The sequence below is a fragment of the Pseudomonas sp. PDM13 genome (genome assembly GCF_025685765.1).
Taxonomy (GTDB): Bacteria; Pseudomonadota; Gammaproteobacteria; order Pseudomonadales; family Pseudomonadaceae; genus Metapseudomonas; species Metapseudomonas solani.
This window is the reverse complement of record NZ_JAOTQU010000018.1, coordinates 15,454-39,791: the sequence shown is the minus strand read 5'-3', so window position 1 is coordinate 39,791 and position 24,338 is coordinate 15,454. Positions and strand designations below refer to the sequence as shown.

The following is a 24,338-nucleotide window of genomic DNA, read 5'->3' as shown; positions in this document are numbered from 1 at the left end:
CATATTCACCAGCAGTTATCCGCCATGAGCCAGCTCACGCCCCTGACCCAGCAATTGACCCGCCGCCCGCAGCGCATGGCCCTGCTGGAGCAGATCGCCGTGCAGGGCTCGATCACTCGCGCCGCCAAGGCTGCGGGGCTGAGCTACAAGGCCGCGTGGGACGCCATCGACGAACTCAACAACCTTTCCGAGAAGCCCCTGGTCGAACGCAGCGTCGGCGGCAAGGGCGGTGGTGGCGCGCGCCTGTCAGCCGAGGGCGAGCGCCTGCTGGCCCTTTTCAAGCGCATGGAAAGCCTGCAGGCACGCCTGCTGGAAAGCGCCGAAAGCGAGCAGGACCTCGAGCGCCTCGGCCGCCTGATGCTACGCACCAGCGCCCGCAACCAGCTCAGCGGCAAGGTCGTGGCGCTGCATGCCCAGGGCCGCAACGACGTGGTGGAAATCGAACTTCCCGGTGGGGCCAGCATGCGCGCGCAGATCACCCATGACAGCAGTGAAAAGTTGGAGCTTGCCCCCGGTGGCGGCGTGATCGCCCTGATGAAGGCCGGCTGGCTCAGCGTGCAGCCCCTGGGCGCTACGCCCGACCCACAGATGAACGCCCTGGAAGGTCGCATCGAGGCGATCCTGCCCGATGACGAAGGCCCCAGCGAAGTACGCCTGACCCTGGCCAGCGGCCAGACCCTGTGTGCCCTGGCCGAAGCCCAGCAACTCAAGGCCGATGGCCTTCAGCCCGGCAGCATGGCCCGCGCCCAGTTCTCCCCCAGCCAGGTTCTGCTCGGCACCCCGCTCTGAGATGCGCTCCTTATAGATAGGCCGCCCCGTCGGTGCCATTGGCGCTAGACTTGCCGCCCAATCCATCGGAGCCACCCATGTCCCATCCCTTCGCCGAACTGACCCCCGACCTGGTGCTCGATGCAGTGGAGAGCCTGGGCTACCTCAGTGACGCCCGCGTGCTGGCCCTGAACAGCTACGAGAACCGCGTCTACCAGGTCGGCATCGAGGACGAGCAGCCGCTGATCGCCAAGTTCTATCGCCCGCAACGCTGGACCGACGCCGCGATCCGCGAAGAGCACGCCTTCAGCGCCGAGCTCGCCGAACATGAAGTCCCGGTGGTAGCCCCGCTCTCCCGGGATGGCGAAACCCTGTTCGAGCACGCCGGCTTCCGCTTCGCCCTGTTCCCCCGTCGCGGCGGCCGCGCCCCCGAGCCCGGCAACATGGACCAGCTCTACCGCCTCGGCCAGCTGCTCGGCCGCCTGCATGCGGTAGGCGCCGTGCGCCCCTTCGAGCACCGCGAGACCCAGACCGTCCAGGCCTTCGGCCACGACTCGCTGCACACCCTGCTGGAGGGCGGCTTCGTGCCCAAGAGCCTGCTCCCCGCCTACGAGTCCGTTGCCCGCGACCTGCTCAAGCGCCTCGACCAGCGCTTCGGCGAGGTGCGCTACAACGCCATCCGCCTGCATGGCGACTGCCACCCCGGCAACCTGCTGTGCCGCGACGAAACCTTCCACATGGTCGACCTCGACGACTGCCGCATGGGCCCAGCGGTGCAGGACCTGTGGATGATGCTGGCCGGCGAGCGCCACGAGCGCCTGACGCAGCTCTCCGAGCTGGTGGACGGTTATCAGGAATTCCACGATTTCGACCCCCGCGAGCTGCCCCTCATCGAAGCCCTGCGCGCCCTGCGCCTGATGCACTACAGCGCCTGGCTGGCGCGGCGTTGGGACGACCCGGCCTTCCCCATGAGCTTCCCCTGGTTCGGCAGCGAGCGTTACTGGGGCGACCAGGTGCTGATCCTGCGCGAGCAGCTGGCGGCGATGGACGAAGAGCCGTTGCGGCTGTTCTAGTCGCTCGCGGACGAGAGCGGAACGCGGCGTAACGTATTTCTTACGCCCGTTTCGACGGGGGCCTGCAGGAAGATCCTGAACACACAGACAAGTCGGCCAAGCGGCCTCTAGAATGTCGGACCTTTCGTTAGCGACCTAAGCAAGGACCTTGCATGGCCACCGCCAACCCGCGTCGCGGGTACATCCTCGGCCTGACCGCCTACATCATCTGGGGCCTGTTCCCCATCTACTTCAAAGCCATCCAGGCCGTCCCTGCCCTGGAGATCATCGTCCATCGCGCGGTCTGGTCCGCCGTGTTCGGCGCCCTCCTGCTGCTGGTGTGGAAGCATCCCGGCTGGCTGCGTGAACTGCGGGCCAACCCGAAACGCTTCGGCATCCTCGCCGCCAGCGGCGTGCTGATCGCCTCCAACTGGCTGGTCTACGTCTGGGCGGTGAACAACGGGCGCATGCTCGAAGCCAGCCTGGGCTACTACATCAACCCGCTGGTGAACGTGCTGCTGGGAATGCTGCTGCTCGGCGAGCGCCTGCGTCGCCTGCAATGGCTTGCCGTGGGCCTGGCGACCGCGGGCGTGGCGCAGCAGATCTGGCAAGTGGGCAGCCTGCCCTGGGTGTCCCTGACCCTGGCGCTGACCTTCGGCTTCTACGGGCTGATCCGCAAGCAGGCGCCGGTAGCGGCGCTGCCCGGCCTGGTGGTGGAAACGTGGCTGCTGCTGCCCATCGCGCTGGGCTGGCTGGCCCTGCACCCGGCGGCACAGACCAGCCAGATGGCATTCTGGAGCACGCCCGAAGCCTTCTGGCTGATGGCCGCCGGCCCCATCACCCTGGTGCCACTGGTGTGCTTCAACGCCGCCGCCCGCCACCTGCCCTACACCACCCTGGGCTTCCTCCAGTACCTGGCGCCGACCCTGGTGATGCTGCAGGCCATCTTCCTCTATGGCGAGCACTTCGACCCGAGCAAGCTCATCGCCTTCTGCTTCATCTGGGCCGGCCTGTTCGTCTACAGCGTCGACGCCTGGTTCACCCTGCGCCGCAACGTCGGCTGAGCAGAAAACGAACGATCGGCTACAGGCCACGCAACGCAAGGCCTGTAGCCGCTTCTCCCAAGGTTATCCACAGCTCCATCCCCGCCCTTTGTGCACAAGCCGCTGATTTAGCTCGTTTTTCACCCAGGTAGCGGAAAGGCCCGCCCCGCGTGGCGCAGCCGTTACGCTCCCCAGGTTATCCACAGGCTTGCCCAGGTTTTCCGGGGATAGCGGCTCAGGAGGCCTGAGGCTGCAGGTTGAGTTCCACCATCAGGTCGTCGGCCAGGGTCTCCAGGCGCCTCTGCAGCACATCCAGCGAAAGCGTCAGCGGCACCGCCAGTAGCGCTTCGGCATGGAACAGCGGTTCGCTGCTCATGGGCGCCGGCTTCACCTCGGTCACCAGGCGCTCCAGGTTCACCCCCTCCTCGGACAGCAGCCGGGTGATGTCGCGGACGATGCCGGGGCGATCATTCCCCACCAGGTCCAACAGGATCGGCTTCCAGGTGCAGGAGGGCTCGATGCCGCTTTCCGCCAGCATCACCCGGATGCCGTGGGCGGCCAGGCCCTGCAGCCCTTCCACCAGTTCGTCATAACCCTCGGCCGGCACCGCCACCCGCAGGATGCCGGCGAACTGCCCGGCCATGCGTGACATGCGGCTTTCCAGCCAGTTGCCGCCATGGGCGGCGATGCACTGGGCGACCCGTTCCACCAACCCGGGCTGATCCGGGGCGATTACCGTCAGTACCAGATGGTCCACGTTCTACTCCTTATCTCAGTGGGGCCGCCTCAGGCGAGGCTCAGCCAATAGGTCAGGTACACCTGGTCACGCACGTAGCCCAGGCGCTCGTACAGCGCCTGGCCGGCCAGGTTGGTCTTCGCCGTCTCCAGCTGCAGGCCGCAGGCACCGGTGGCCTCGCCATGGGCACGCGCCGCGTTCATCAGCTCTTCGCCCACGCCTTGCCGGCGGGCATCGGGGGCGACGTACAGGTCGCTGAGCAACCAGGCCGGCGCCAGGGCCAGGGACGACATGAAGGGGTAGAGCTGCACGAACCCTTGCGCCCTGCCCTCCAGGCTACGCGCGATGAACAGTACCGAGTCGCCGCGCGCCAGGCGGTCGCCGAGAAAGTCGCGCACCTCGCCCAGGGGGCGCGGCACTTCGTAGAAATCCAGGTAGCCGGAAAAGAGTGCGGCGAGCTCATCGATATCGGCAGCGGTTGCGGCATGCACAGCCATGGTGGAACTCCGTTTTTTGTAGTGGGAGGAGTATAGAAAAGAGCTGGATGTAGTCCCGAAATCTACCTTCACAGCCTGCGGCGCTGGGTCGCAGGCACGGTTTTTCAGAAATCGTGTACGTTTTTAAGATTTATCTGGAACAATCACCCAGTTTTTTGAGAACATTCTGCCCCCGCTGTGACTGTAAGGCGTTTTCCGGTCGCATAGCGACGCACGCCCATGATTTTTACGACGGGTTCATGTAGTATGCCGCGGCTCGGACTACAAGCACTGGAGCATGGTCCGAAGCGGATATTGAGCAGAGTGAGGCAAGCAATGACTGAGCGCGTTCAAGTCGGTGGCCTGCAGGTCGCCAGAGTCCTGTTCGACTTCGTGAATAACGAAGCCATCCCCGGAACCGGCCTCAGCGCCGAGACGTTCTGGGCCGGAGCCGAAGCGGTCATCAATGACCTGGCGCCCAAGAACAAAGCCCTGCTCGCCAAGCGCGACGAACTCCAGGCGCAGATCGATGCCTGGCATCAGGCCCGCGCCGGCCAGGCCCACGATGCCGTGGCCTACAAGACCTTCCTTCAGGAAATCGGCTACCTGCTCCCCGAGCCGGCCGACTTCCACGCCACCACCACCAACGTCGACGAAGAAATCGCTCGCATGGCCGGCCCGCAGCTGGTCGTACCGGTGATGAATGCCCGCTTCGCGCTGAACGCCGCCAACGCCCGTTGGGGTTCGCTGTACGACGCGCTCTACGGCACCGACGTGATCAGCGAAGAAAACGGCGCCGAGAAAGGCAAGGGCTACAACAAGGTCCGTGGTGACAAGGTCATCGCCTTCGCCCGCGCCTTCCTCGACGAAGCCGCCCCGCTGCACGACGGCTCCCACGTCGACGCCACCGCCTACGCCATCAAGGACGGCGCCTTCGCCGTGACCCTGAAGGACGGCACCACGACCGGCCTCAAGGACGCTGCCCAGTTCATCGCCTTCCAGGGTGATGCCGCAGCCCCGCAAGCCCTGCTGCTGAAGCACAACGGCCTGCACTTCGAAATCCAGATCGACGCCAACAGCCCCATCGGCAAGACCGATGCCGCTGGCGTCAAGGACGTGCTGATGGAAGCCGCCCTGACCACCATCATGGATTGCGAAGACTCCGTTGCCGCCGTCGACGCCGACGACAAGACCGTGGTCTACCGCAACTGGCTGGGCCTGATGAAAGGCGACCTGGCCGAGAGCGTGTCCAAGGGCGGCGAGACCTTCACCCGCACCATGAACCCCGACCGCGTCTACACCAAGGCCGACGGTTCCGAGCTGACCCTGCACGGCCGCAGCCTGCTGTTCGTGCGCAACGTCGGTCACCTGATGACCAACCCGGCCATCCTCGACGCCGCTGGCAACGAGATCCCGGAAGGCATCCAGGACGCGCTGTTCACCAGCCTGATCGCCCTGCACAACCTCAACGGCAACACCAGCCGCAAGAACACCCGCACCGGCTCGGTCTACATCGTCAAGCCGAAGATGCACGGTCCGGAAGAAGTCGCCTTCGCCGCTGAAATCTTCAGCCGCGTCGAGGATGTGCTCGGCATGCCGCGCAACACCCTCAAGGTCGGCATCATGGACGAAGAGCGCCGCACCACCATCAACCTCAAGGCGTGCATCAAGGCCGCCAGCGAGCGCGTGGTCTTCATCAACACCGGCTTCCTCGACCGCACCGGTGACGAAATCCACACCTCCATGGAAGCTGGCGCCGTTGTGCGCAAGGCCGCCATGAAGAGCGAGAAGTGGATCGGCGCCTACGAGAACAACAACGTCGACATCGGCCTGGCCACCGGCCTGCAAGGCCGCGCCCAGATCGGCAAGGGCATGTGGGCCATGCCCGACCTGATGGCCGGCATGCTCGAGCAGAAGATCGGCCACCCGCTGGCCGGCGCCAACACCGCCTGGGTGCCGTCGCCGACCGCCGCCACCCTGCACGCGCTGCACTACCACAAGGTCGACGTGTTCGCCCGTCAGGCCGAGCTGGCCAAGCGCACGCCCGCCTCGGTGGACGACATCCTGACCATCCCGCTGGCGCCCAACACCAACTGGACCGCTGACGAGATCCAGAACGAACTGGACAACAACGCCCAGGGCATCCTCGGCTATGTAGTGCGCTGGATCGACCAGGGCGTCGGCTGCTCCAAGGTGCCGGACATCAACGATGTCGGCCTGATGGAAGACCGCGCCACCCTGCGCATCTCCAGCCAGCTGCTGGCCAACTGGCTGCGCCACAACGTGGTCACCGAGGAGCAGATCCTCGCCAGCCTCAAGCGCATGGCCCCGGTGGTTGACCGTCAGAACGCCAACGACCCGCTGTACCGCCCGCTGGCCCCCAACTTCGACGACAACGTAGCCTTCCAGGCTGCCGTCGAACTGGTGGTCGAAGGCACCAAGCAGCCCAACGGCTACACCGAGCCGGTCCTGCACCGTCGTCGCCGCGAGTTCAAGGCGAAGAACAGCCTGTAAGCCGAGCTCCACAAAAAACCGCCCCTCGGGGCGGTTTTTTCATGTCTGTGAAAACGTCATTTTTCAGGGCAGCAGCGGCAGCAGCTCCGCCTCGATCAATTGCAGCGGCCGCAGCGAGCGCTGCACCCGGGCCACGCCCAGCGCGCCTTCCAGGGCGGCGATCAGCAACCAGGCACGGCTCTCGGCGACAGCCGCCGGCACACCGTCCGCGCTCAGCGCCTGCTCGAACACGCCGTGCCAGCCAGCCAGCGCAGCGCCGCAACGCTGGTGAACGCCGTTCAGCTCATCGTCGATGCTCAAGGTGGTGGCGAAGATCGGGCAGGACTCGGCGTAGCCCGACGCCTCCAGCCAACCGCGCAGTGTGGCGGTGAAGCCCAGCAAGGCGTTGCGCGCATGGGGCGCCCGGCTCGCGGCCTGTTCGAGATGCGCACGCACTTCGCTGGCGACGAAGTCGATGGCCGCGCCGACGATCTCCGGCTTGCCATCGGGGAAATAGTGATAGAGCGACCCCTTGGGCGTTTCCGAGCGCGCGATGATGTCGCCCAGGGCGGTGCCGAAATAGCCCTTGCTCGCCAGCAGTGAGGCGGTGGCGCGCACGACGCGATCGGCAGCGTTGGATTTCTTCGGCAAGGGAACTTCTCCAGGGCAGTGACGCGCGCCGGTCACCCGGCGCGCGCAAAGCATGCCCGAGCTTCAGGGAATATGAAACACAGCGCTGGCGCGGGCCACGGGGTGCCCGCTGCTGCTCAGGTCGGCACTGGCGAAGGCCAAGCGCTGGCCGATCTTGTGGATCGCCGTGCGCACCTCCACCAGGTCACCCAGGCGTGCCGCTCCACAAAAATCCAGGCTCAGGTTCACCGTGGCCATCGCCAGGGGCGGTTCCTGGGAAAATGCCGTGGAGTAGCCCAGCGCGACATCCGCCAGGGTGCAGAGCAAGCCGCCATGGGCGGTGCCCCGCAGGTTGCAGTGCTTCTGCTGGATGCGCGCAGCGATGACCAGGCCGCCCTCCTCGTCGCGCCGGGAATACAGCGGGCCCAGCAGATCGAGGAAGGGGCTGCTGCGGAACAGCGGCTCGAAACCGGGAGGGATCGCGTCGTCCATCAGCGCCCACCCTCGCCACCGACCTTGGCCACGCTGGCCAGGGCCACCGCCACCAGCTTCTCCTCGCCACCCCTGACCGCGAAGACCTCGGCGAAGGTGGCCAGGGACCGACTCGACGCCTTCAGCACCCGCCCCCGGGCCAGCAACCGCTCACCCACCGCCGGCGCCAGCAGGTTGAGTTTGTATTCCGAGGTCACCACGTCCCCCGCCACCGAGGCCGCCGCCCAGGCGCAGGCGCTGTCGGCCATGAAGCCAACCACTGCGCCATGCACGAAGCCATGGTGCTGATGCATCACCTCCGGCTTCACGTCGACTTCCAATTCGACGGTGCCTTCCCCTATGGCATTGACGCGCGCGCCCATCAACGCAGCGAAGGGGGTGGCGCGGATCACCGCCTCGAGTCTTTCCAGCAAACGCGGATTCTCACTCATGACACGTCCTCCTGAAGAAAATGGCCGGCTTATTTATATAGACCGGTCTAAATATTTTGCTCAGAAAGCGATCACCCACAAGCAGGCGCATGCCTGCATCAGGCCGGCGAATGCCAGGCCAACCAGCACCTTGATGAACGGAGGGAGGAAATGAAAAGCCGCCTCGCGGCGGCTTCAGGCGCTTTTCAGCGCGAGGATTTCGGCCTTGCCTTGCCTCGCCCTCACCGGTGGGCTCTTCGCCGGCGGAGCACCCAGCTCGTTGCGCACCAGCGTGACCAGGCGGCTGATATCCACGGGCTTGAGCAGGAAATCGAGCACCTTCAGGCGCATGGCCTCGATGGCGTCCTGCACATCGGCGTCACCGCTGGTGATGATCACCGGCAGGTCGGCGCGGGCCGATTGGCGAACCTCGCGGACCAGCTCCAGGCCGCCGCCGCAGGGCATGTGCAGCTCGGTCACCAGCAGGTCGATGGAGGGGCGCGCCAGCAGCAGCGCCAGTGCCTGCTCGGCACTGCCGGCGGTGGTGCAGACGATGCCCTGGGCCAGCAGCCGCTCGGCCAGGGCATCGCGCGCCGCCTCGTCGTCGTCCACCAGCAGGACGCTGGGCTGGGCGTTGGGCACACGCACGAGCTCGTCGAGGGCCTTCATCTCCTCCTGGCTCAGCAGGTCACCGTAGTTCATGGACTTCACCTCATAGCGGCCGTTGCAGGCGCGCTGCTCCACACAAAACCGGAATGCGCGGGATTACGCCTGTGTGATAGCGGATGAACATAAGAGTTCCTGCACCGCCGCCGAACGGTACGAAAAGCGACCAACGCAACGGCACGCACGCAAAACCCCGGTCCAGACAGCCCCGCCCCTGGCGGCCGAGCGGCCGGGAGGCGCCGGCGGCCTCTCTATACTTACGTCCAATGTGCAGCGCCGCTGCAGCCACCGACCATGCACCCCACAACAAGAGAGCCGTGGAACACACAGCATGAGCACGACGGACGCCTTCGCCCAGGCGGGCAAGCTGGCGGTGATGCAGAACGTCCATGGCACCATGGAATTCCTGCAGAAGTTTCCCCCCTTCAACCAGATGGAAAGCGCCCACCTGGCCTACCTGGTGGAAAACTGCCTGCTGCGTTTCTACGGGCGTGGGGAATCCATCATCAAGCCCAGCGACGGGCCGGTGGAGCACTTCTACATCGTCAAGCAGGGCCGGGTCGTCGGCGAGCGCCCGCACTCCGCCAAGCGCGGCACCGAAACCACCTTCGAGATCGCCGGCGGCGAATGCTTCCCCCTCGCCGCCCTGCTCGGCGAACGCGCCACCCGCACCGAGCACCTGGCCGGTGAAGACACCTTCTGCCTGCTCCTGGCCAAGCCCGCCTTCGTGCGCCTGTTCGCCATCTCCGGCCCCTTCCGCGACTTCGCCCTGCGCGGCGTCAGCAGCCTGCTCGACCAGGTCAACCAGCAGGTGCAGCTGCGCGCGGTGGAAACCCTCGGCGCCCAGTACTCCCTCGACACCCGCCTGATCGACCTCGCCGTGCGCCAGCCCATCGCCTGCCCGCCACAGATGCCCCTGCGCGACGCGGTGCGGCTGATGCACGAGAACCAGGTGGGCAGCATCGTCATCGTCGACGAGCAGCAGCGGCCCCAGGGCATCTTCACCCTGCGCGACCTGCGCCGGGTGATCGCCGACGCCTGCGCCGACCTCGGCCAGAGCATCGCCGAGCTGATGACCCAGCAGCCTTTCCACCTGCCCCCGGATGCCAGCGCCTTCGACGCCGCCATCGCCATGACCGAGCGCCACATCGCCCACGTCTGCGTGGTGGACGACGGCCGCCTGCGCGGCGTGGTCTCCGAGCGCGACCTGTTCTCCCTGCAGCGCGTCGACCTGGTGCACCTCGCGCGCACCATCCGCCACGCCGGCCGGGTGGACACCCTCGCCGCCCTGCGCAGCGACATCCAGCGCCTGGTGGACAGCATGCTCGCCCATGGCGCCAGCTCCACCCAGATCACCCACATCATCACCCTGCTCAACGACCACACCGTGTGCCGGGTCATCGAACTGGCCATCGAAGCCCTGGGCGACCCCGGCCTGCCCTTCACCTGGCTGTGCTTCGGCAGCGAAGGCCGTCGCGAGCAGACCCTGCACACCGACCAGGACAACGGCATCCTCTTCGAGGCCCGCGACGCCGCCGAAGCCGCCGCCATCCGGGGGCGCCTGCTGCCCCTGGCCGAACGCATCAACCAGGACCTGGCCAAATGCGGCTTCGAGCTGTGCCGGGGGCGCATCATGGCCAGCAACCCCGAGCTGTGCCTGTCGCGCCAGGAATGGAGCCGGCGCTTCGCCGGTTTCATCCGCGAAGCCACGCCGGAAAGCCTGCTGGGCTCGAGCATCTACTTCGACCTGCGCACCGTCTGGGGCGACCGCGAGAGCTGCGAGCAACTGCGCCGCGAGGTGCTCGCCCAGGTCGCCGACAACCGTCTGTTCCAGCGCCTGATGGCCGACAACGCCCTGCGCCAGCGCCCGCCCGTGGGCCGCTTCCGTGATTTCGTGGTGGCCCGCAAAGGCGCCGAGAAAGACACCCTCGACCTCAAGGTCCAGGGCCTCACCCCCTTCGTCGACGGCGCGCGCCTGCTCGCCCTGGCCCACGGCATCGACAGCTGCAACACCCTCGAACGCCTGCGCCAGCTGGTCGCCAACGAAGTGATCGACGCCCAGGACGGCGCCGCCTTCGAGGAGGCCTACCACTTCATCCAGCAGACCCGCATGCAGCAGCACCAGCAACAGGCCCGCCAGGGGCTGCCCTTCTCCAATCGCCTCGACCCGGACAGCCTCAACCACCTGGACCGGCGCATCCTCCGCGAATCCTTCCGCCAGGCCCAGCGCCTGCAGGCCAGCCTCGCGCTGCGCTACCAGCTATGAACGCCCTCGCCTGGCTCACCCGACGCCACCGCCCGCCGTTGAGCGATGCCCAGCAGCGCCGGCGGGAACAGCTGCCCGCCCCGCTCGGGCTGGGAGACGGCCCCCTGGGCGAACAGCGCTTCGTGGTGCTCGACCTGGAAACCAGCGGCCTGAACATGAGCCGCGACCTGGTGCTGTCCATCGGTGCGGTGAGCATCGAGAACGGCGCCATCGACCTCGGCCACCAGTTCGAAGCCACCCTGCACCGCGAAACCGGCCGTATCAGCCCCAGCGTGCTGATCCACGGCATCGCCCCCAGCGAGTCGGCCGAAGGCGTGGAGCCCGCCGAAGCCCTGCTGGCCTTCATGGAGTACCTCGGCGACAGCCCGCTGCTGGCCTTCCACGCGCCCTTCGACCAGCGCATGCTCGCCCGCGCCCTCCGCCGTGATCTCGGCCACCGCCTGCAACACCCCTTCCTCGACGTCGCCGAACTGGCCCCGCTGCTGTGCCCCGACGCCGGCATCCGCAACGGCGGGCTGGACCAATGGGCCGAGTATTTCGGCCTGCAGGTGCAGCAACGCCACCACGCCAGCGCCGACGCCCTGGCCACCGCCGAAATGGCCCTGATCCTATTCAGCCGCGCCCGCCAGCAAGGCCTTGGCAGCCCCGCCGCCCTCGCCGCCGCCCTCACCCGCTGGCAACGCCGCCAGCAGCAACCCGGCCTCTGAGCCCACCGCGAACGGTCGTCGCCAACCGACGGCCTGCGATTGCGGCCCGTGGCCAGCATGGGCATAATTGCGAATCATTCTCGCTCTATTTCCTACCAGCCAGCTTCGAGCGGCGGAGGTTGCAGTGTCGCTTGGGGAAACCACGAACCATGCTCTGGCGGGCGCGCTCTATCGCGACCATCGTGACTGGCTGCTCGGCTGGCTGCGGCGCAGCCTCAGCTGCCCCCATCGGGCGGAAGACCTCAGCCAGGACGCCTTCGTGCGCATCCTCGGCAAGCCCGACCTGCACCAGGTGCGCGAACCCCGCGCCCTGCTCACCACCATTGCCCGTGGCCTGCTGGTGGACCACTTCCGCCGCAGCGCCCTGGAACGCGCCTACCTCGACGAGTTGGCCCTGGTGCCCGAAGCCGTGCACCCGGACCTGGAAGAACAGGCGCTGATCCTCGAAGCCCTGCGCGAGATCGACCGCCTGCTGGGCAAGCTCTCCAGCAAGGCGCGCGCCGCTTTCCTCTACAACCGTGTCGACGGCCTGGGCCACGCCGAAATCGCCGAGCGCCTGGGCGTCTCCGTGCCGCGCGTGCGCCAGTACCTCGCCCAGGGCCTGCGCCAGTGCTACATCGCGCTCTACGGTGAGCCGACGTGAATCGCGCCCCGGTTTCCTCACAGGTTCTCGACGAAGCCATCCACTGGCAGCTGTGCCTGGGGTCGGGCGACGCCAGTGCCGGCGAGCAGGCGGAATTTCTCCACTGGCACGCCGCCAATGCCGAGCACGCCCGTGCCTGGGCGCAACTGGCCGGGCTCGACCAGCAATTCATCGCCGCCGGCAGCGCCCCGGCCCGCCGTGCCCTGCTGCGCTCGCCGCGCAGCATGCGCCGCAGCGGCGGCCTGCTCGGCCTGGTGCTGGTCGGCGCCCTGGCCCTGGGCCTGGCCAACCAGCAGCGCCCACTGAGCGACTGGCTGGCCGACGAAGTCACCGCCAGCGGCGAACAACGCGACCTGCTGCTGCCCGACAACACCCACGTGCGCCTCAACAGCCGCAGTGCCCTGGACATCGAGTTCGACCCGGCCCAGCGCCGCATCCACCTGCGCAGCGGCGAGATCCTCGTCGAAACCGCCCACGGCGACCCGCGCCCCTTCGTGGTCGGCACCGAGAACGGTGACCTGCGCGCCCTCGGCACCCGCTTCCTGGTGCGCGCCGAGAAAGACGGCACGCGCCTGGTCGTCCTGCAATCGGCGGTCGCCGCCCACCCGGCCCAGGCCGACGACGAACGCATCATCAAGGAAGGCCAGCAGGTGCTGATGCGCCGCACCCAACTGGAGGCCAGCCAGCCCGCCGCCGTGGGCGCCGACGCCTGGGTGCACGGCATGCTGGTGGTGGAAAATGCCCGCCTCGCCGACCTGCTGGAGCAGTTGGGCGAATACCGCAGCGGCTACCTGGGCGTCGCCCCGGAAATCGCCGACCTGCGCATCAGCGGCAGCTTCCCCCTGCGCAACAGCGACCTCGCCCTGGACGCCCTGCCCCCCAGCCTGCCCGTGCGCATCGAACGCCACACCGGCTGGTGGACCCGCGTGGTGCCCGCCGAGAAATAGCGCTTCAACCCGGGCTCCGGCCCGGGAAAACCGCCATCCGGCGGACTTTCAAAAAATATTTCGCAGGGCCCCTATCACTTTTCTATCCTGATCCGGCAACAGGTCATTGAGACTTATTTCCTATCAGGAGTCGTTCGCAATGACGTTTGCCTTCCGCCCCGCTTTCCGCCCCAGCCTGCTCGCCGCCGCCATCGTCCTGGGCAGCCTGTCCGCCCATGCCGTCGCCGAAACCCAGCAGTACAAACTGCCCGCCGCGCCCATGGCCAGCACCCTGAGCCGCATCGCCAGCGAAGCCGGCATCGTCCTGAGCATCGACCCATCGCTGACCGCCGGTAAAACCGCCCAGCCGGTGCAAGGCGAATACTCGCCGGTCGCCGCCCTCAACGCCGCCCTCAACGGCAGCGGCCTGCAACTGGTGAAGAGCCCCTCGGGCACCTTCAGCCTGGAGCCCGTGGCCGATACCGGCCTGGCTCTGCCGGCCACCAATATCGACGCCGCCGGTGTTGGCGAAAGCGCCTGGGGCCCCACCACCGGCTACCTGGCCAAACGCACCGCCGCCGGCACCAAAACGGATACCGCGCTGGCCGAGGCTCCGCGTTCGATCTCCGTCGCCACCCGCGAGCAGATGCAGGAGCGCAGCGTCCACAGCCTCGATGACGCCGTGAAATACATGCCCGGCATCGTCTCCGCCAGCTTCGGCAGCGACACCCGCTACGACTGGATGCGCGTGCGCGGCTTCGAGCCGACCCACTTCCTCGATGGCCTGCCGCTGCCACGCGGCGTATACGCCAACCCGAAACCGGAAACCTGGAACCTGGACCGCCTGGCCCTGCTGCGTGGCCCGGCCTCTTCCGTGTACGGCCAGACCCCGCCCGGCGGCCTGCTGGACATGGTCAGCCGTCGCCCGAGCGCCGAGACCAGCCACGAGATCGAAGTGCAGTACGGCAGCGACAACCATCGCCAGATCAACTTCGCCAGCACCGGCAAGATCGACGAGCAGGGCCAGTTCCTCTACGGCCTGAGCGGCGTGGTACGCGACAGCGGCACGCAGATCGACCACGTCGACAACAAGCGCTACAACCTCGCCCCCAGCCTGACCTGGAACATCGACCCCGACACCACGCTGACCCTGCTGTCGCAGTTCACCCGCGACGATACCGGCACCACCAGCCAGTTCCGACCGATCCAGGGCACCAAGATCGACATGCCGTTCGGCAAGATCTCCCACCACAAGAACCTGGGCGATCCGGACTACGACTTCTACGACCGCACCTACTACGCGCTGGGCTACGCCTTCGAGCATCGCTTCAACGATGTCTGGCAGTTCCGCCAGAACCTGCGCTACACCAAGTCCGAGCTGTCGTTCCAGACCGTCACCGTCAACAGCTACATCCCGTCCCTCGCCGGTTTCGGCTACGTGGTCGACGCCAACGGTAATGTCGGTCGCAACAGCACCAACACCGATGAAGACATCAGCCAGTTCGCCGTGGACAACAACTTCCAGGCCGACTTCGCCACCGGCGAGATCAACCACACCCTGCTGCTCGGCCTCGATCACCAGCGCATCGAAACCGACTACATGTCGGTCTTCGGTACCGCCTTCAACGGCTACGCCCCGCCGGACATCAACGTCAACAACCCGGTATACGGCCAGCCGATCGTCCGTCCGCCGCGCTCGCTGGCGTACTACGACTACAACCAGAAGACCAACCAGACCGGCCTCTACGTTCAGGACCAGATGGCCCTCGACCAATGGCGCCTGACCCTCGGCGGCCGTGAGGACTGGGTGCACACCGGCACCACCTTCCTTAACCAGAGCGATGCCACCAACACCGAGCGCGACAAGGCCTTCAGCGGCAACGCCGCCCTCAGCTACGTGTTCGACTCCGGCTTCACGCCGTACCTGTCGTACGCCGAGTCCTTCCAGCCCACCAGCAACGCCACGGCATCGCCGACCGACTCCTTCAAGCCGACCGAAGGCAAGCAGTGGGAACTGGGCGTGAAGTACCAGCCGCCGGGCAGCGACATCCTGCTGACCGCCGCTGTCTACGACCTGACCCAACAGAATGTGTCCGTCACCAACCGCATCAACGGCACGCCGGTCACCAACCAGAGTGGCGAAGTGAAGGTCAAGGGCCTGGAGCTGGAAGCCGTGGGCAACGTCACCGATAGCCTGAAGCTGATCGCTTCCTACACCCAGGCGAAGTCCGAAGTGCAGGACGGCGAGTTCAAGGGCAAGCGCCTGCAACTGATGCCCAACCGCCAAGCCTCGCTGTGGGCCGACTACACCTGGCACAACGGCGTGCTCGACGGCTTCGGCATCGCCGCCGGCGCCCGCTACACCGGCAACACCTTCGGTGACCAGGCCAACTCCGAGCTCGGCTTCGCCAAGTCCTACACCGTGTTCGATGCCGCCGTGCACTACGACCTCGGCCGCCTGGACAGCAGCCTGAACGGTGCGTCGGTAGCGCTCAACGCCACCAACCTGCTGGACAAGGACTACATCTCCACCTGCGACGCCTACTACTGCTACTACGGTGACGAGCGCAGCGTCGTCGCCAGCGCCACCTACAAGTGGTAAGCCACTAAGTCGTACACCACGCGCCACCGAGGCCGCCCGCTGGGCGGCCTTCGGCTTTTGGACAGGCTCATGAAATCAACCACCATCCGCCGCTGGTCCTTCGTCCACACCTGGACCAGTCTCATCTGCACGGCCTTCCTGCTGCTCCTGGCACTGACCGGCCTGCCGCTGATCTTCCACCACGAGATCGACCACCTGCTGGGCGACGCCCCGGTGCTGCGCGAGATGCCGGCGGACTCGCCGCGCCTCGACCTGCAGCAACTGGTGCAGGCCGCCGAGGCCCATCGCCAGGGCGAGGTGGTGCAGTACCTGGGCTGGGAAGACGACGAGCCCAACGGCGTGGTGGCCATCACCGCCGCCACCGCCGGCACCGAACCCAATTCCTCGCACACCTTCATGCTCGACGCCCGCAGCGGTGAGCCGGTGGCCATGCCCTCGGCCAACGGCGGCTTCATGATGACCATGCTGCGCCTGCACGTGGACATGTTCGCCGGGCTGCCGGGCAAGCTGCTGCTGGCCTTCATGGGCCTGCTGTTCGTGGTCGCGATCGTCTCCGGAGCGGTGCTCTATGCGCCCTTCATGCGTCGCCTGGAGTTCGGCACCGTGCGCCGCGACCGCTCCACCCGCACCCGCTGGCTGGACCTGCACAACCTCATCGGCATCGTCACCCTGACCTGGGCCCTGGTGGTCGGCGTCACCGGGGTGATCAGCGCCTGCGCCGACCTGGTGATCGCCGCCTGGCGCAACGAGAGCCTGGCCGCCATGGTCGAGCCCTACCGCGACGCCCCGCCGCTCACCGAGCGCGCCCCGGCCACGCGTCTGCTGGAGATCGCCGCCCAGGCGACGCCGGGCATGGAGCCGGACTTCATCGCCTTCCCCGGCACGCGCTTCTCCAGCGAGCACCACTACTCGGTGTTCATGAAGGGCAGCAGCCACCTCACCTCGCACCTGTGGACGCCGGTGCTGATCGACGCGCGCACCCTGGAGGTCACCGCCATCGGCGAGCGGCCCTGGTACATGGACGCCCTGGCCATGTCCCAGCCGCTGCACTTCGGCGACTACGGCGGCCTGCCCATGCAGCTGCTGTGGGCGACCCTGGACGTGCTGACCATCATCGTCCTCGGCAGCGGGCTCTACCTCTGGTGGGTGCGTCGACGGGCGCCGGCGCGGCAGCGTGGGGAGGCGACGGCATGAACCTGAAACGCATCTTCGCCGTGCCCGCACTGCTGGCGGCGCTCACCGCCATCGGCCTGGTGGGCGCGCTGCTCGGCGACGGCATCTGGGACGCCCTGGCCTGGGTCGGCCTGGGCATCCCCGCCTTCCTCGGCATCCGCCCCTTCCTGCTGCGGCGCTGAACGGGCGCCGGCAAATTCCCGGCGAACCCTTGGAGCGTGACGGCGTCCATAACTCTGTCTCCCAGACCTGGAGGTCGCCATGCTCCGCAACGCCGCTGCGGTCCTGTTCGCCGCCCTGCTCAGCACGACCGTGCTCGCCGCCGAGGTGAAGTACTTCCCCCTGCCGCCGGGCAGCGGCCCGCGCGACGTGGCCCCCGCCACCGACGGCCGCGTCTGGTACACCGCGCAGAAGCTCGGCCTGCTTGGGCTGCTCGACCCCATGACCGGACAGAGCCAGCAGATCGCCCTCGGCGCCGGCTCCAGCCCCCGTGGCGTGGTGGTCGGCCAGGATGGCGCAGCCTGGGTCACCGATGCCGGCCTCAATGCCCTGGTGAAGGTGGACCCGGACCGCCTCAGCGCCAAGCACTACCCCTTGCCGGGCAGCGCCGCCGACGCCGGCCTCAACAGCGCCACCTTCGATAGGGCCGGGCTGCTCTGGTTCACCGGGCAGAACGGCTATTACGGCCGGCTCGACCCGAAGAGCGGCGAGATCAAGGTCTGGCCCGCCCCGGGCGGCGCCGGGCCCTACGGCATCACCACCACGCCCAATGGCGAGATCTGGTACGCCAGCCTCGACGGCAAGCACATCGCCCGCATCGACGCCGGCTCCGGCCATGCCGAGGTGATCGCCTCACCCGAGGCGCAGCAGGGGCCGCAACGCATCTGGAGCGATTCCAAGGGCACCCTCTGGGTCAGTGAAAGCGGCAGCGGCAAGCTCAGCCGCTACGACCCGCTGGCCAATGCCTGGAACAGCTGGGACCTGCCCGGCGGCAAGGCCGACGCCCATGCGATGTTCGTCGACGAGCAGGACCGCATCTGGATCAGCGACTTCAGCAGCAACGCCATCCTCCGCTTCAACCCCTTCAGCCAGCGCTTCACCGCCTTCCCCAGCGACCAGGCCAACGCCCGCGTGCTGCAGCTCTCCGGCCGCATCGGCGAAGTCTGGGGCGCGGAATCCAGCCTCGACCGGCTGGTGATGATCAGGGATTGAGCGGGTACAAGGCTCAACCCAGGCAGGGTCATCCGTAGGATGGGTAGAGCACCGCGAAACCCATGCTGAAGGCCCGGCACCCAAGGCGTCTCCGTGCCGGGAATTGATGGGTTTCGCTTCGCTCTACCCATCCTACGGGCTACCCACCCGACGGGCCGGGTACGACCTCGATCCTGCGATCAGAACCGATAGCTCGCGCTGGTCATCAGGGTGCGGGGGTCGCCGGGCATGATCTGCACGGCGCTGGTGGCGGTGGCGTAGTAGGTCTTGTCGGCGATGTTGGTCAGCGCGGCCTTCAGGTCCCACTGCTCCAGGCGATAGCCGAGCATGGCGTCCCAGCGGCCGTAGCCCGGCAGCGCCACGGTGTTGGCGTTGTCGGCGTAGCGGTCGCCCACCAGGGTCAGGCCGGTTTCGCCGTACAGGCCCTGTTCCGGCTTCCAGCTGAGGAACAGGCTGCCGTTGCGCTCGGCCACGTCGCCGATGCGCTTGCCTTCCAGGCCGTTGTTGTCCTTGACGATCTCCGCGTCCTGCAGGCCGATGCCGCCGCGCAGGTACCAGTTGCCGTGGAGACGGCCGCTGGCGGTCAGCTCGATGCCACGGGAACGCTGCAGGCCGGAGAGCAGGAAGTTGCCCGGGTTCAGCGGGTCGGAAGTGCGACGGTTGTACAGCTCGATCTCGTAGACGGCCAGGGTGGTGCTGAGGTTGTCCTCCAGCCAGTCGCTCTTCACGCCCACCTCGTACTGACGGGTGTGCTCCGGGCCGGTGTCGTTGGTGTTGGTGGTGGCGCCAGCGGTGACGCCGATCAGGCCGCCGCCCACCGGCGAGTAGGTCTTGCTGTAGGAGGCGTAGAAGGAATGGTCGCGCAGCGGTGTCCAGACCACGCCGACGCGGGGGCTGAAGCTGTCGTCCACCTGCTGCTCGCTGCGACGGGTGAGGCGGTTCTGGCTGTCCACGTCGAAGTGGTCATAGCGCAGGCCGAACAGCACCTGCCACTGCTCGTTCAGGGTCACCTGGTCCTGGATGTACAGGGCGCGGCTGTCGATGCGGTGCTGGGCATCGCTGTTGGCGACCATGCGCCCGGTCTGCTGGCGGGTGGTGTCGGGGTTGAAGATGTCCAGCGAGGGCGCGGCGTTGGCGGCACCGGTGGCGTTGGTGTAGAGCTTCGGGTCGCGGTGCTGGTTGCCCAGCTCCAGGCCGGTGAGCAGGCGGTGCTCCAGGCCGGCGGTGTGGAACACGCCTTCCAGCTCGACGTTGTTGAAGATGTTGCGGGTGGTCAGGTCCTGCTGCCAGCGGGCGCGGCCCACGGTGCGAGCGGCGGCGTTGACGCTGGTGACGTAGGTGTTGTCGAAATCGCTGTCGAGCTTGAACACGCCGAGGGTCTGGCGCAGTTGCCAGTCGGCGTTGATGTCGTAGGTCAGGCGCGAGCGCAGGGACTGCGCCTTGTCGTCGATGTAGTCGCGCTGCAGGTCGCTGTAGACGGTGTCGCGGCTGACGTCCGCCGGGTGGCCGTTGAGGCCGGGGATGCCGCGATCCGGGGTGCGGCGGTGGCGGCTGTATTCGTACTGCACCAGCCAGTTGAGGTCGGGGCTGAGCTGCCAGCTCATGGAGGGTGCGAACAGCTGGCGGCTGGAGTCGACGCCCTTGCGGAAGCTGTTGGCGTCCTGCTCGCCCATGTTCAGGCGCAGGGCAATGTTCTCGCTGGCGTCGGCGCTGAGGTCAGCGTAGAGGCTGCGGAAGTCCTGGCTGCCCAGTTGCGCCTCCAGGGTCGAGGCCAGCCCGGCCTGGGGCTGCTTGCTGATGCGGTTGACCAGGCCACCCTGGCTGCCCCGGCCGTAGAGCACCGCCGCCGGGCCCTTGAGCACCTCGATGCGTTCGATGTTGTGCAGGTCGCGGGTGTACTGGCTGTCGTCGCGGATGCCGTCCAGGTAGAAGTCGTTGCTGGCATCGAAGCCACGGATGCGCAGGCCGTCGAAGCGGGTATCGCTGGCGTCGCTGACGTTGGGCAGGCCGGCCAGGGCCTGGGCGAGAGTGCGGGTGCCGTAGTTCAAGGCATCTTCGGTGCGCACCGTGTCGATCGCCTGGGGCACGTAGCGCACGGGGGTGGCGGTGCGCGTGGCGGTGGAGACGTCCCTGACCCGCGAATCCTGGGTGCGCTTGCCATCCACTTCGATGGCGGGCAGCTCGGTGGCGGCCATGGCCAGCGGCGACAACAGCAGGGAAGCCAGGCTCAGGGCCAAGGGCGTAAGGGCAGGTAATTTGGCAGGGGTCGACATGGGGCAGGTCCGCATCCGAATAGGGGGCAAAAGAATCGGGTGCGGATGATATTCATTTCCATTTGATCTTTGTAGTCATTTGCATCTTTTTATTTACAAAATGCTTACATTGCTCCGTTCCTACCTCCTAAAACGCCTACAGACCGCGCCATCCATGGCCTGCGGTCTTCAGCGAGCCAGCCGCTGCGGTTGCCGGGGAGGCTCTGCCCGCCCCGGCCAGGGCTCGAAACCGATCACCACCCCCTGCCTTTCCGCCCGGTAACCGGGGAACAACTCGGCGATGCGTGAGGCCAGGCGGCGGCTGATCACGCGTTCTTCATGCAGTTCACCGCGCATCGCGGGTTTCCTCCTCTTCATCACGGTGCCAGTACCACAGGCGGAAGAACCCGGCCGCCAGCAGCAAGGCGCCCTGGGAGAGCGCCACGCACAGCTGCAGGAAGGAGTTCACCGAAGGGTTGTTGCGGGGGTCGATGACGCCGGTCAGCGCGTGCCAGAAGGACTCGGGCAGCACCATCAGCGCCAGGTTGGCCAACGGCTTGCCGGTGATCAGCCAGAGGTCGATGAAACCGAAATTGCCGGCGAACATCAGGCCGCCGAGGATCAGTACCGAAATCACCAGGCCAAGGGCGAAGCAGGCTGTGAATTGCACCATTGCGCGCATCTTTTCTTCCTCCTGAAGGGGCGCGGCGGTGGCCGCGCCCGGGGTTATCAGCCCTGGACCTGGGCGGGTTTGACGGCACCAACGCCGTACCAGTCGAGCTTGCGGGTCAGCACCATCACGCAGGCCAGCAGGCCGAACACCAGCAGCGAGCCCATCAGCAGCGCGTAGTCCTCGGCGCTGAGCAGGCCGTAGAGCATCCCGTAGAGCGCCGCCAGCCCGGCGGTGAAGCCCGCGCCACGGGCCCAGCTGTGCAACACGTGGCTGACGTAGAAACCCACCAGTAGCACGCAGGCCGCCGCGGAGAGGCCGTAGGCCAGGGCGAACTCCAGGTGCTCGGACAGCGACAGCAGCAGCAGGTAGAAGAACGCCAGGGCCAGGCCCACCAGGGCGTACTGCACCGGGTGCACCGCCAGGCGCTTGAGCACTTCCATGAGGAAGAAGCCGGCGAAGGTCAGGCAGATGAACAGCAGGGCGTACTTGATGGCGCGATCGGTCTTCAGGTACTGGTCCACCGGGTCGACGAAGCTGACGCCGAACACCTTGCTGTTGAAGGCCTCGCAACGCTCGGCGTAGGCACAGTTGGCCAGGGCCGCTTCCATGTCGGTGGCGAAGAAGCTGGTCTGCCAGCGGGCACTGAAGCCGTCGCCACGCACCTCGCGCTCGGCGGGCAGGAACTCGCCGACGAAGCTCGGGTGTGGCCAGCCGGACTTCAGCTCCACCTGGCTGTCACGCCCCACCGGGGTGATGCTCAGCGACTCGGTGCCCTGCAGCTTGAGGTCGAAGGCGAAGTCGAGGTTCTGCACCTCCGCCGTCAGCAGGCTCGGCAGCGGCACATGCACGCCACCGGCCAGTACCGGGTCGCCGCTGCCGGGCTGGAAGTCGAAGCTGCGGCCGTTGAGCTCCAGCTTCAGCGCGTTGCTGATGCCACGGATGTCGCTGATGCCCACCGCCAGGAAAGGCGCCTCGAAGCGGTAGTCGGCCAGGCCGTCATCGATGCCGTAGTTGGCCGGCAGCACGAACTGCCCGCTGACGCGGCTATCGCTCTTGTACAACCGCGCCTGGTAGATGCCCCGGGCCCGCAGCTCGGTATCCACGTCGCCGACCATGCGCAGGCGCTCCGGCAGGAAGAACAGGCGGCTGTGCTCCTCGCTCTCGTCGAGGTAGCGCTGGCCGGTCTTCTCGTTGGTCTTCCACTCGCGGATCACGCGGCGGTAGGGCACCACCAGGATCGGCCCCGTCACCTGCTGGCTGTAGCTGGAACTCTGGGCGATGTTCGCCAGCACGCCGTCACGGGCCTGCTGACGCTCGTCGATCAGGCCGTCGATCATCAGCAGCGGGATCAGCAACAGCAGGATCAACAGGGCGATGGCGCCCAGCTTGAAACCCAGGGTACGGGTCATCTCGGACTCTCCTCATGTGTTCTCGATGGGAAAGTCTGGAGCCCGCCCAAGGTGGGGCTATGGGGGAAGTGTGGAGTTTGTGTGGGAATTGGGTGGAGAGTGGGGCCGCGCAGGCAAGCCAGGAAGCAAACCGTAGGATGGGTAGAGCGAAGCGAAACCCATCAGCGGAGTTGAACATTGCCACATGGGTTTCGCTTCACTCGCGGAACGCCGTCCGGCCCACCCTACGAGGTGCCCGATAATGCGTAATGCGCGAGACGGAACACCGCCCGGTGGATGGGTGAAGCGTCATCCACCCTACAGGCCACATTCGCGAATGAATTCGCTCTCACAAGGGTCAGGCGCCCACATCCAACGATCAGCATGACCCGCGGATATAGTCCTCCAGATGATGGATCAGGCTTTCCTGCTCGGCGGTGATGTCGCGCACCAGGTCGCGGATGGACAGAAGGCCGATCACCTTGCCGTCGTCCAGCACGGGCAGGTGACGCAGGTTCTTCTCGGTCATCAGCTGCATGCAGAACTGGTTGCTGTCCTTCGGGCCGACCACGAAGAGGTTGGAGGTCATGATCTCCTGCACTTCGGTGCCGTAGGAGGAACGGTCCTTGGCGGCCACGCGGCGCACGTAGTCGCGCTCGGTGACGATGCCCACCAGTTCGTCACGCTCCATCACCAGCACCGCGCCGATACCTTTCTCGGCCATGAGTTCGGCCGCCTCCAGCACGGTGGTGGTGGGGTCCACGCGGTAGATGGTCGTGTGGGGTTTGCCCCGCAGTATTTCGGCGACGCTCTTCATTGGCTGCTCCCGGTTTCTCGTTGTTATACGCACCGCGTTCCATGCACGGCGACGATCTGAGAATAGTCAATTGTGGGCGCCCGCAAGAAGCGGCAGAATCGCCGCCAGTCGGGCCCTCCGGCCCTTCGGAAAAGGAGATTCCATGCGTACCCGCAAGACCCTCTGCACCCTCGCCGCCCTGTCGCTGCTCATGCTCGGCGGTTGCTCCAGCAAGAGCTATGTCACCCCCGACCAGGGCGTATCCCTGACCGGCATCGATGACGCCGATATCGAGCAGCTGTTCAGCAAGAAACCTGCCAGCCCCTTCCCCGCGCAACTGAGCATCGTCCGCGTCGCCAGTGGCTACAACGACGGCTTCGAGGTGGTGCAGACCCGCGACATCGAGTCCGATGCCGACCTGGCACGCATCGCCGAGCAACCGCTGATCAGCCAGGCCGCGCCCCTGAGCCGCCTGCTCACCCCCAACGGCATGAAGAGCCTGAAGGACCTGCGCCTGCCCGCCGCGCACATGCGCTCGGACCTGCTGCTGGTCTACACCGTGGACACCAAGTTCTACGTCGACAGCACCCCGCTGGGCCCGCTGACGGCGGTGTCGCTGGGCTTCCTGCCCAACCACCAGGCGCATGTCACCGCCACCGTCGCCGGCATCCTGGTCGACGTGCGCAGCGGCTACATCTACGGCTCCACCGAAGCCACCGCCCAGGAGGAGCAGCGCTCCAGCACCTGGTCCACCGAGGACGCCGTGGCCGAGTCGAAGAACCGTGCCGAGAAAGCTGCCTTCAGCCGCTTCAGCGAGGGCTTCCCGGCGTTCTGGAAAGGCGTGGTGGCGAAATACGCGAAGAGCACGCCGGTGGCCACGGCGGAGTGATGCTCCCCGGCGACAGGTGCCGAACCCCTGGATGAAAAGACGCAC

24 protein-coding genes are annotated in these 24,338 nt (G+C 66.8%); 13 read left to right on the top strand and 11 right to left on the bottom strand.

Annotation, left to right across the window (positions count from 1 at the left end; all coding sequences use genetic code 11):
• The first annotated feature begins 24 nt into the window (after nt 1–24).
• From OEJ36_RS18730 to rarD, 3 genes are all read left to right on the top strand, one after another.
• Nucleotides 25–789, top strand: a complete 765-nt coding sequence (locus tag OEJ36_RS18730; RefSeq protein WP_263402795.1) for a TOBE domain-containing protein — start codon at nt 25–27, stop codon at nt 787–789.
• A gap of 77 nt (nt 790–866) precedes the next feature.
• The gene (locus tag OEJ36_RS18725) at nt 867–1,841 is read left to right on the top strand and encodes a serine/threonine protein kinase (protein WP_021222754.1); all 975 of its coding nucleotides are present in this window, start codon (nt 867–869) and stop codon (nt 1,839–1,841) included.
• Between the two features lie 152 nt (nt 1,842–1,993).
• The gene (gene rarD / locus OEJ36_RS18720; RefSeq protein WP_263402794.1) at nt 1,994–2,884 is read left to right on the top strand and encodes an EamA family transporter RarD; all 891 of its coding nucleotides are present in this window, start codon (nt 1,994–1,996) and stop codon (nt 2,882–2,884) included.
• 214 nt (nt 2,885–3,098) lie between these two features.
• Here rarD and OEJ36_RS18715 read toward each other — a convergent pair whose 3' ends face one another.
• Together OEJ36_RS18715 and OEJ36_RS18710 are read right to left on the bottom strand one after the other, a co-directional pair.
• Nucleotides 3,099–3,620 carry a glycine cleavage system protein R gene (locus OEJ36_RS18715; protein ID WP_263402793.1) on the bottom strand — a complete coding sequence of 174 codons (522 nt, stop codon included), beginning with the start codon at nt 3,618–3,620 and terminating at the stop codon, nt 3,099–3,101.
• Nucleotides 3,621–3,649: 29 nt separating this feature from the next.
• Nucleotides 3,650–4,096: a GNAT family N-acetyltransferase gene (locus OEJ36_RS18710; RefSeq protein ID WP_263402792.1), complete on the bottom strand. Its 447-nt coding sequence runs from the start codon at nt 4,094–4,096 to the stop codon at nt 3,650–3,652.
• Nucleotides 4,097–4,411: 315 nt separating this feature from the next.
• Between OEJ36_RS18710 and OEJ36_RS18705 the strand changes: the two genes are divergently transcribed.
• Nucleotides 4,412–6,589 (top strand): malate synthase G, encoded by a 2,178-nt coding sequence (locus OEJ36_RS18705; protein WP_263402791.1) that lies wholly within the window; start codon nt 4,412–4,414, stop codon nt 6,587–6,589.
• A 63-nt stretch (nt 6,590–6,652) separates the two neighbouring features.
• On the opposite strand, the gene OEJ36_RS18700 is transcribed toward OEJ36_RS18705, so the two are convergent.
• The 4 genes from OEJ36_RS18700 to OEJ36_RS18685 form a co-directional block, all read right to left on the bottom strand.
• A complete protein-coding gene (locus OEJ36_RS18700) occupies nt 6,653–7,219 on the bottom strand; it encodes a TetR/AcrR family transcriptional regulator (protein WP_263402790.1) in 567 nt (188 codons plus the stop codon).
• Nucleotides 7,220–7,282: 63 nt separating this feature from the next.
• Nucleotides 7,283–7,690 (bottom strand): PaaI family thioesterase, encoded by a 408-nt coding sequence (locus tag OEJ36_RS18695; RefSeq protein WP_374979651.1) that lies wholly within the window; start codon nt 7,688–7,690, stop codon nt 7,283–7,285.
• Nucleotides 7,690–8,121: a PaaI family thioesterase gene (locus OEJ36_RS18690; RefSeq protein WP_263402789.1), complete on the bottom strand. Its 432-nt coding sequence runs from the start codon at nt 8,119–8,121 to the stop codon at nt 7,690–7,692. The genes OEJ36_RS18695 and OEJ36_RS18690 overlap by 1 nt, the downstream gene beginning before the upstream one ends.
• Before the next feature lie 174 nt (nt 8,122–8,295).
• On the bottom strand, nt 8,296–8,802 hold the full coding sequence (locus OEJ36_RS18685; RefSeq protein ID WP_263402788.1) for a response regulator: 507 nt from the start codon (nt 8,800–8,802) through the stop codon (nt 8,296–8,298).
• A 295-nt stretch (nt 8,803–9,097) separates the two neighbouring features.
• On the opposite strand from OEJ36_RS18685, the gene OEJ36_RS18680 reads away from it, so the two are divergent.
• The 8 genes from OEJ36_RS18680 (at nt 9,098) to OEJ36_RS18645 (ending at nt 18,295) form a co-directional block, all read left to right on the top strand.
• Nucleotides 9,098–11,032 (top strand): putative nucleotidyltransferase substrate binding domain-containing protein, encoded by a 1,935-nt coding sequence (locus OEJ36_RS18680; protein WP_263402787.1) that lies wholly within the window; start codon nt 9,098–9,100, stop codon nt 11,030–11,032.
• Nucleotides 11,029–11,739 (top strand): PolC-type DNA polymerase III, encoded by a 711-nt coding sequence (locus tag OEJ36_RS18675; RefSeq protein ID WP_263402786.1) that lies wholly within the window; start codon nt 11,029–11,031, stop codon nt 11,737–11,739. Before OEJ36_RS18680 ends, OEJ36_RS18675 begins: the two co-directional genes overlap by 4 nt.
• Nucleotides 11,740–11,863: 124 nt before the next feature.
• The gene (locus OEJ36_RS18670) at nt 11,864–12,382 is read left to right on the top strand and encodes an RNA polymerase sigma factor (protein ID WP_263402785.1); all 519 of its coding nucleotides are present in this window, start codon (nt 11,864–11,866) and stop codon (nt 12,380–12,382) included.
• Nucleotides 12,379–13,329, top strand: a complete 951-nt coding sequence (locus OEJ36_RS18665) for a FecR domain-containing protein (RefSeq protein WP_263402784.1) — start codon at nt 12,379–12,381, stop codon at nt 13,327–13,329. The genes OEJ36_RS18670 and OEJ36_RS18665 overlap by 4 nt, the downstream gene beginning before the upstream one ends.
• A gap of 139 nt (nt 13,330–13,468) precedes the next feature.
• A complete protein-coding gene (locus tag OEJ36_RS18660; protein WP_263402783.1) occupies nt 13,469–15,910 on the top strand; it encodes a TonB-dependent siderophore receptor in 2,442 nt (813 codons plus the stop codon).
• A gap of 69 nt (nt 15,911–15,979) precedes the next feature.
• Entirely contained in the window at nt 15,980–17,104 is a 1,125-nt protein-coding gene (locus tag OEJ36_RS18655; RefSeq protein ID WP_263402782.1) for a PepSY-associated TM helix domain-containing protein, read from the top strand.
• Nucleotides 17,101–17,265, top strand: a complete 165-nt coding sequence (locus OEJ36_RS18650; protein ID WP_263402781.1) for a hypothetical protein — start codon at nt 17,101–17,103, stop codon at nt 17,263–17,265. Before OEJ36_RS18655 ends, OEJ36_RS18650 begins: the two co-directional genes overlap by 4 nt.
• A gap of 79 nt (nt 17,266–17,344) precedes the next feature.
• Nucleotides 17,345–18,295: a lyase gene (locus OEJ36_RS18645; protein WP_263402780.1), complete on the top strand. Its 951-nt coding sequence runs from the start codon at nt 17,345–17,347 to the stop codon at nt 18,293–18,295.
• 179 nt (nt 18,296–18,474) lie between these two features.
• Here OEJ36_RS18645 and OEJ36_RS18640 read toward each other — a convergent pair whose 3' ends face one another.
• The 5 genes from OEJ36_RS18640 to OEJ36_RS18620 all read right to left on the bottom strand — a co-directional run bounded on the left by OEJ36_RS18640 (nt 18,475) and on the right by OEJ36_RS18620 (nt 23,425).
• Entirely contained in the window at nt 18,475–20,568 is a 2,094-nt protein-coding gene (locus OEJ36_RS18640; RefSeq protein WP_263402779.1) for a TonB-dependent receptor, read from the bottom strand.
• Between the two features lie 168 nt (nt 20,569–20,736).
• The gene (locus OEJ36_RS18635; RefSeq protein ID WP_263402778.1) at nt 20,737–20,904 is read right to left on the bottom strand and encodes a hypothetical protein; all 168 of its coding nucleotides are present in this window, start codon (nt 20,902–20,904) and stop codon (nt 20,737–20,739) included.
• Complete coding sequence (locus OEJ36_RS18630) at nt 20,894–21,220, bottom strand: hypothetical protein (RefSeq protein ID WP_263402777.1); 327 nt, start codon at nt 21,218–21,220, stop codon at nt 20,894–20,896. The genes OEJ36_RS18635 and OEJ36_RS18630 overlap by 11 nt, the downstream gene beginning before the upstream one ends.
• A 56-nt stretch (nt 21,221–21,276) precedes the next feature.
• The gene (gene creD, locus OEJ36_RS18625) at nt 21,277–22,629 is read right to left on the bottom strand and encodes a cell envelope integrity protein CreD (protein ID WP_263402776.1); all 1,353 of its coding nucleotides are present in this window, start codon (nt 22,627–22,629) and stop codon (nt 21,277–21,279) included.
• A gap of 358 nt (nt 22,630–22,987) precedes the next feature.
• Complete coding sequence (locus tag OEJ36_RS18620) at nt 22,988–23,425, bottom strand: CBS domain-containing protein (RefSeq protein ID WP_021217056.1); 438 nt, start codon at nt 23,423–23,425, stop codon at nt 22,988–22,990.
• Between the two features lie 142 nt (nt 23,426–23,567).
• Here OEJ36_RS18620 and OEJ36_RS18615 point away from each other — a divergent pair, with 142 nt between their 5' ends.
• Nucleotides 23,568–24,293, top strand: a complete 726-nt coding sequence (locus tag OEJ36_RS18615) for a hypothetical protein (protein ID WP_263402775.1) — start codon at nt 23,568–23,570, stop codon at nt 24,291–24,293.
• Nucleotides 24,294–24,338: the final 45 nt, after the last annotated feature.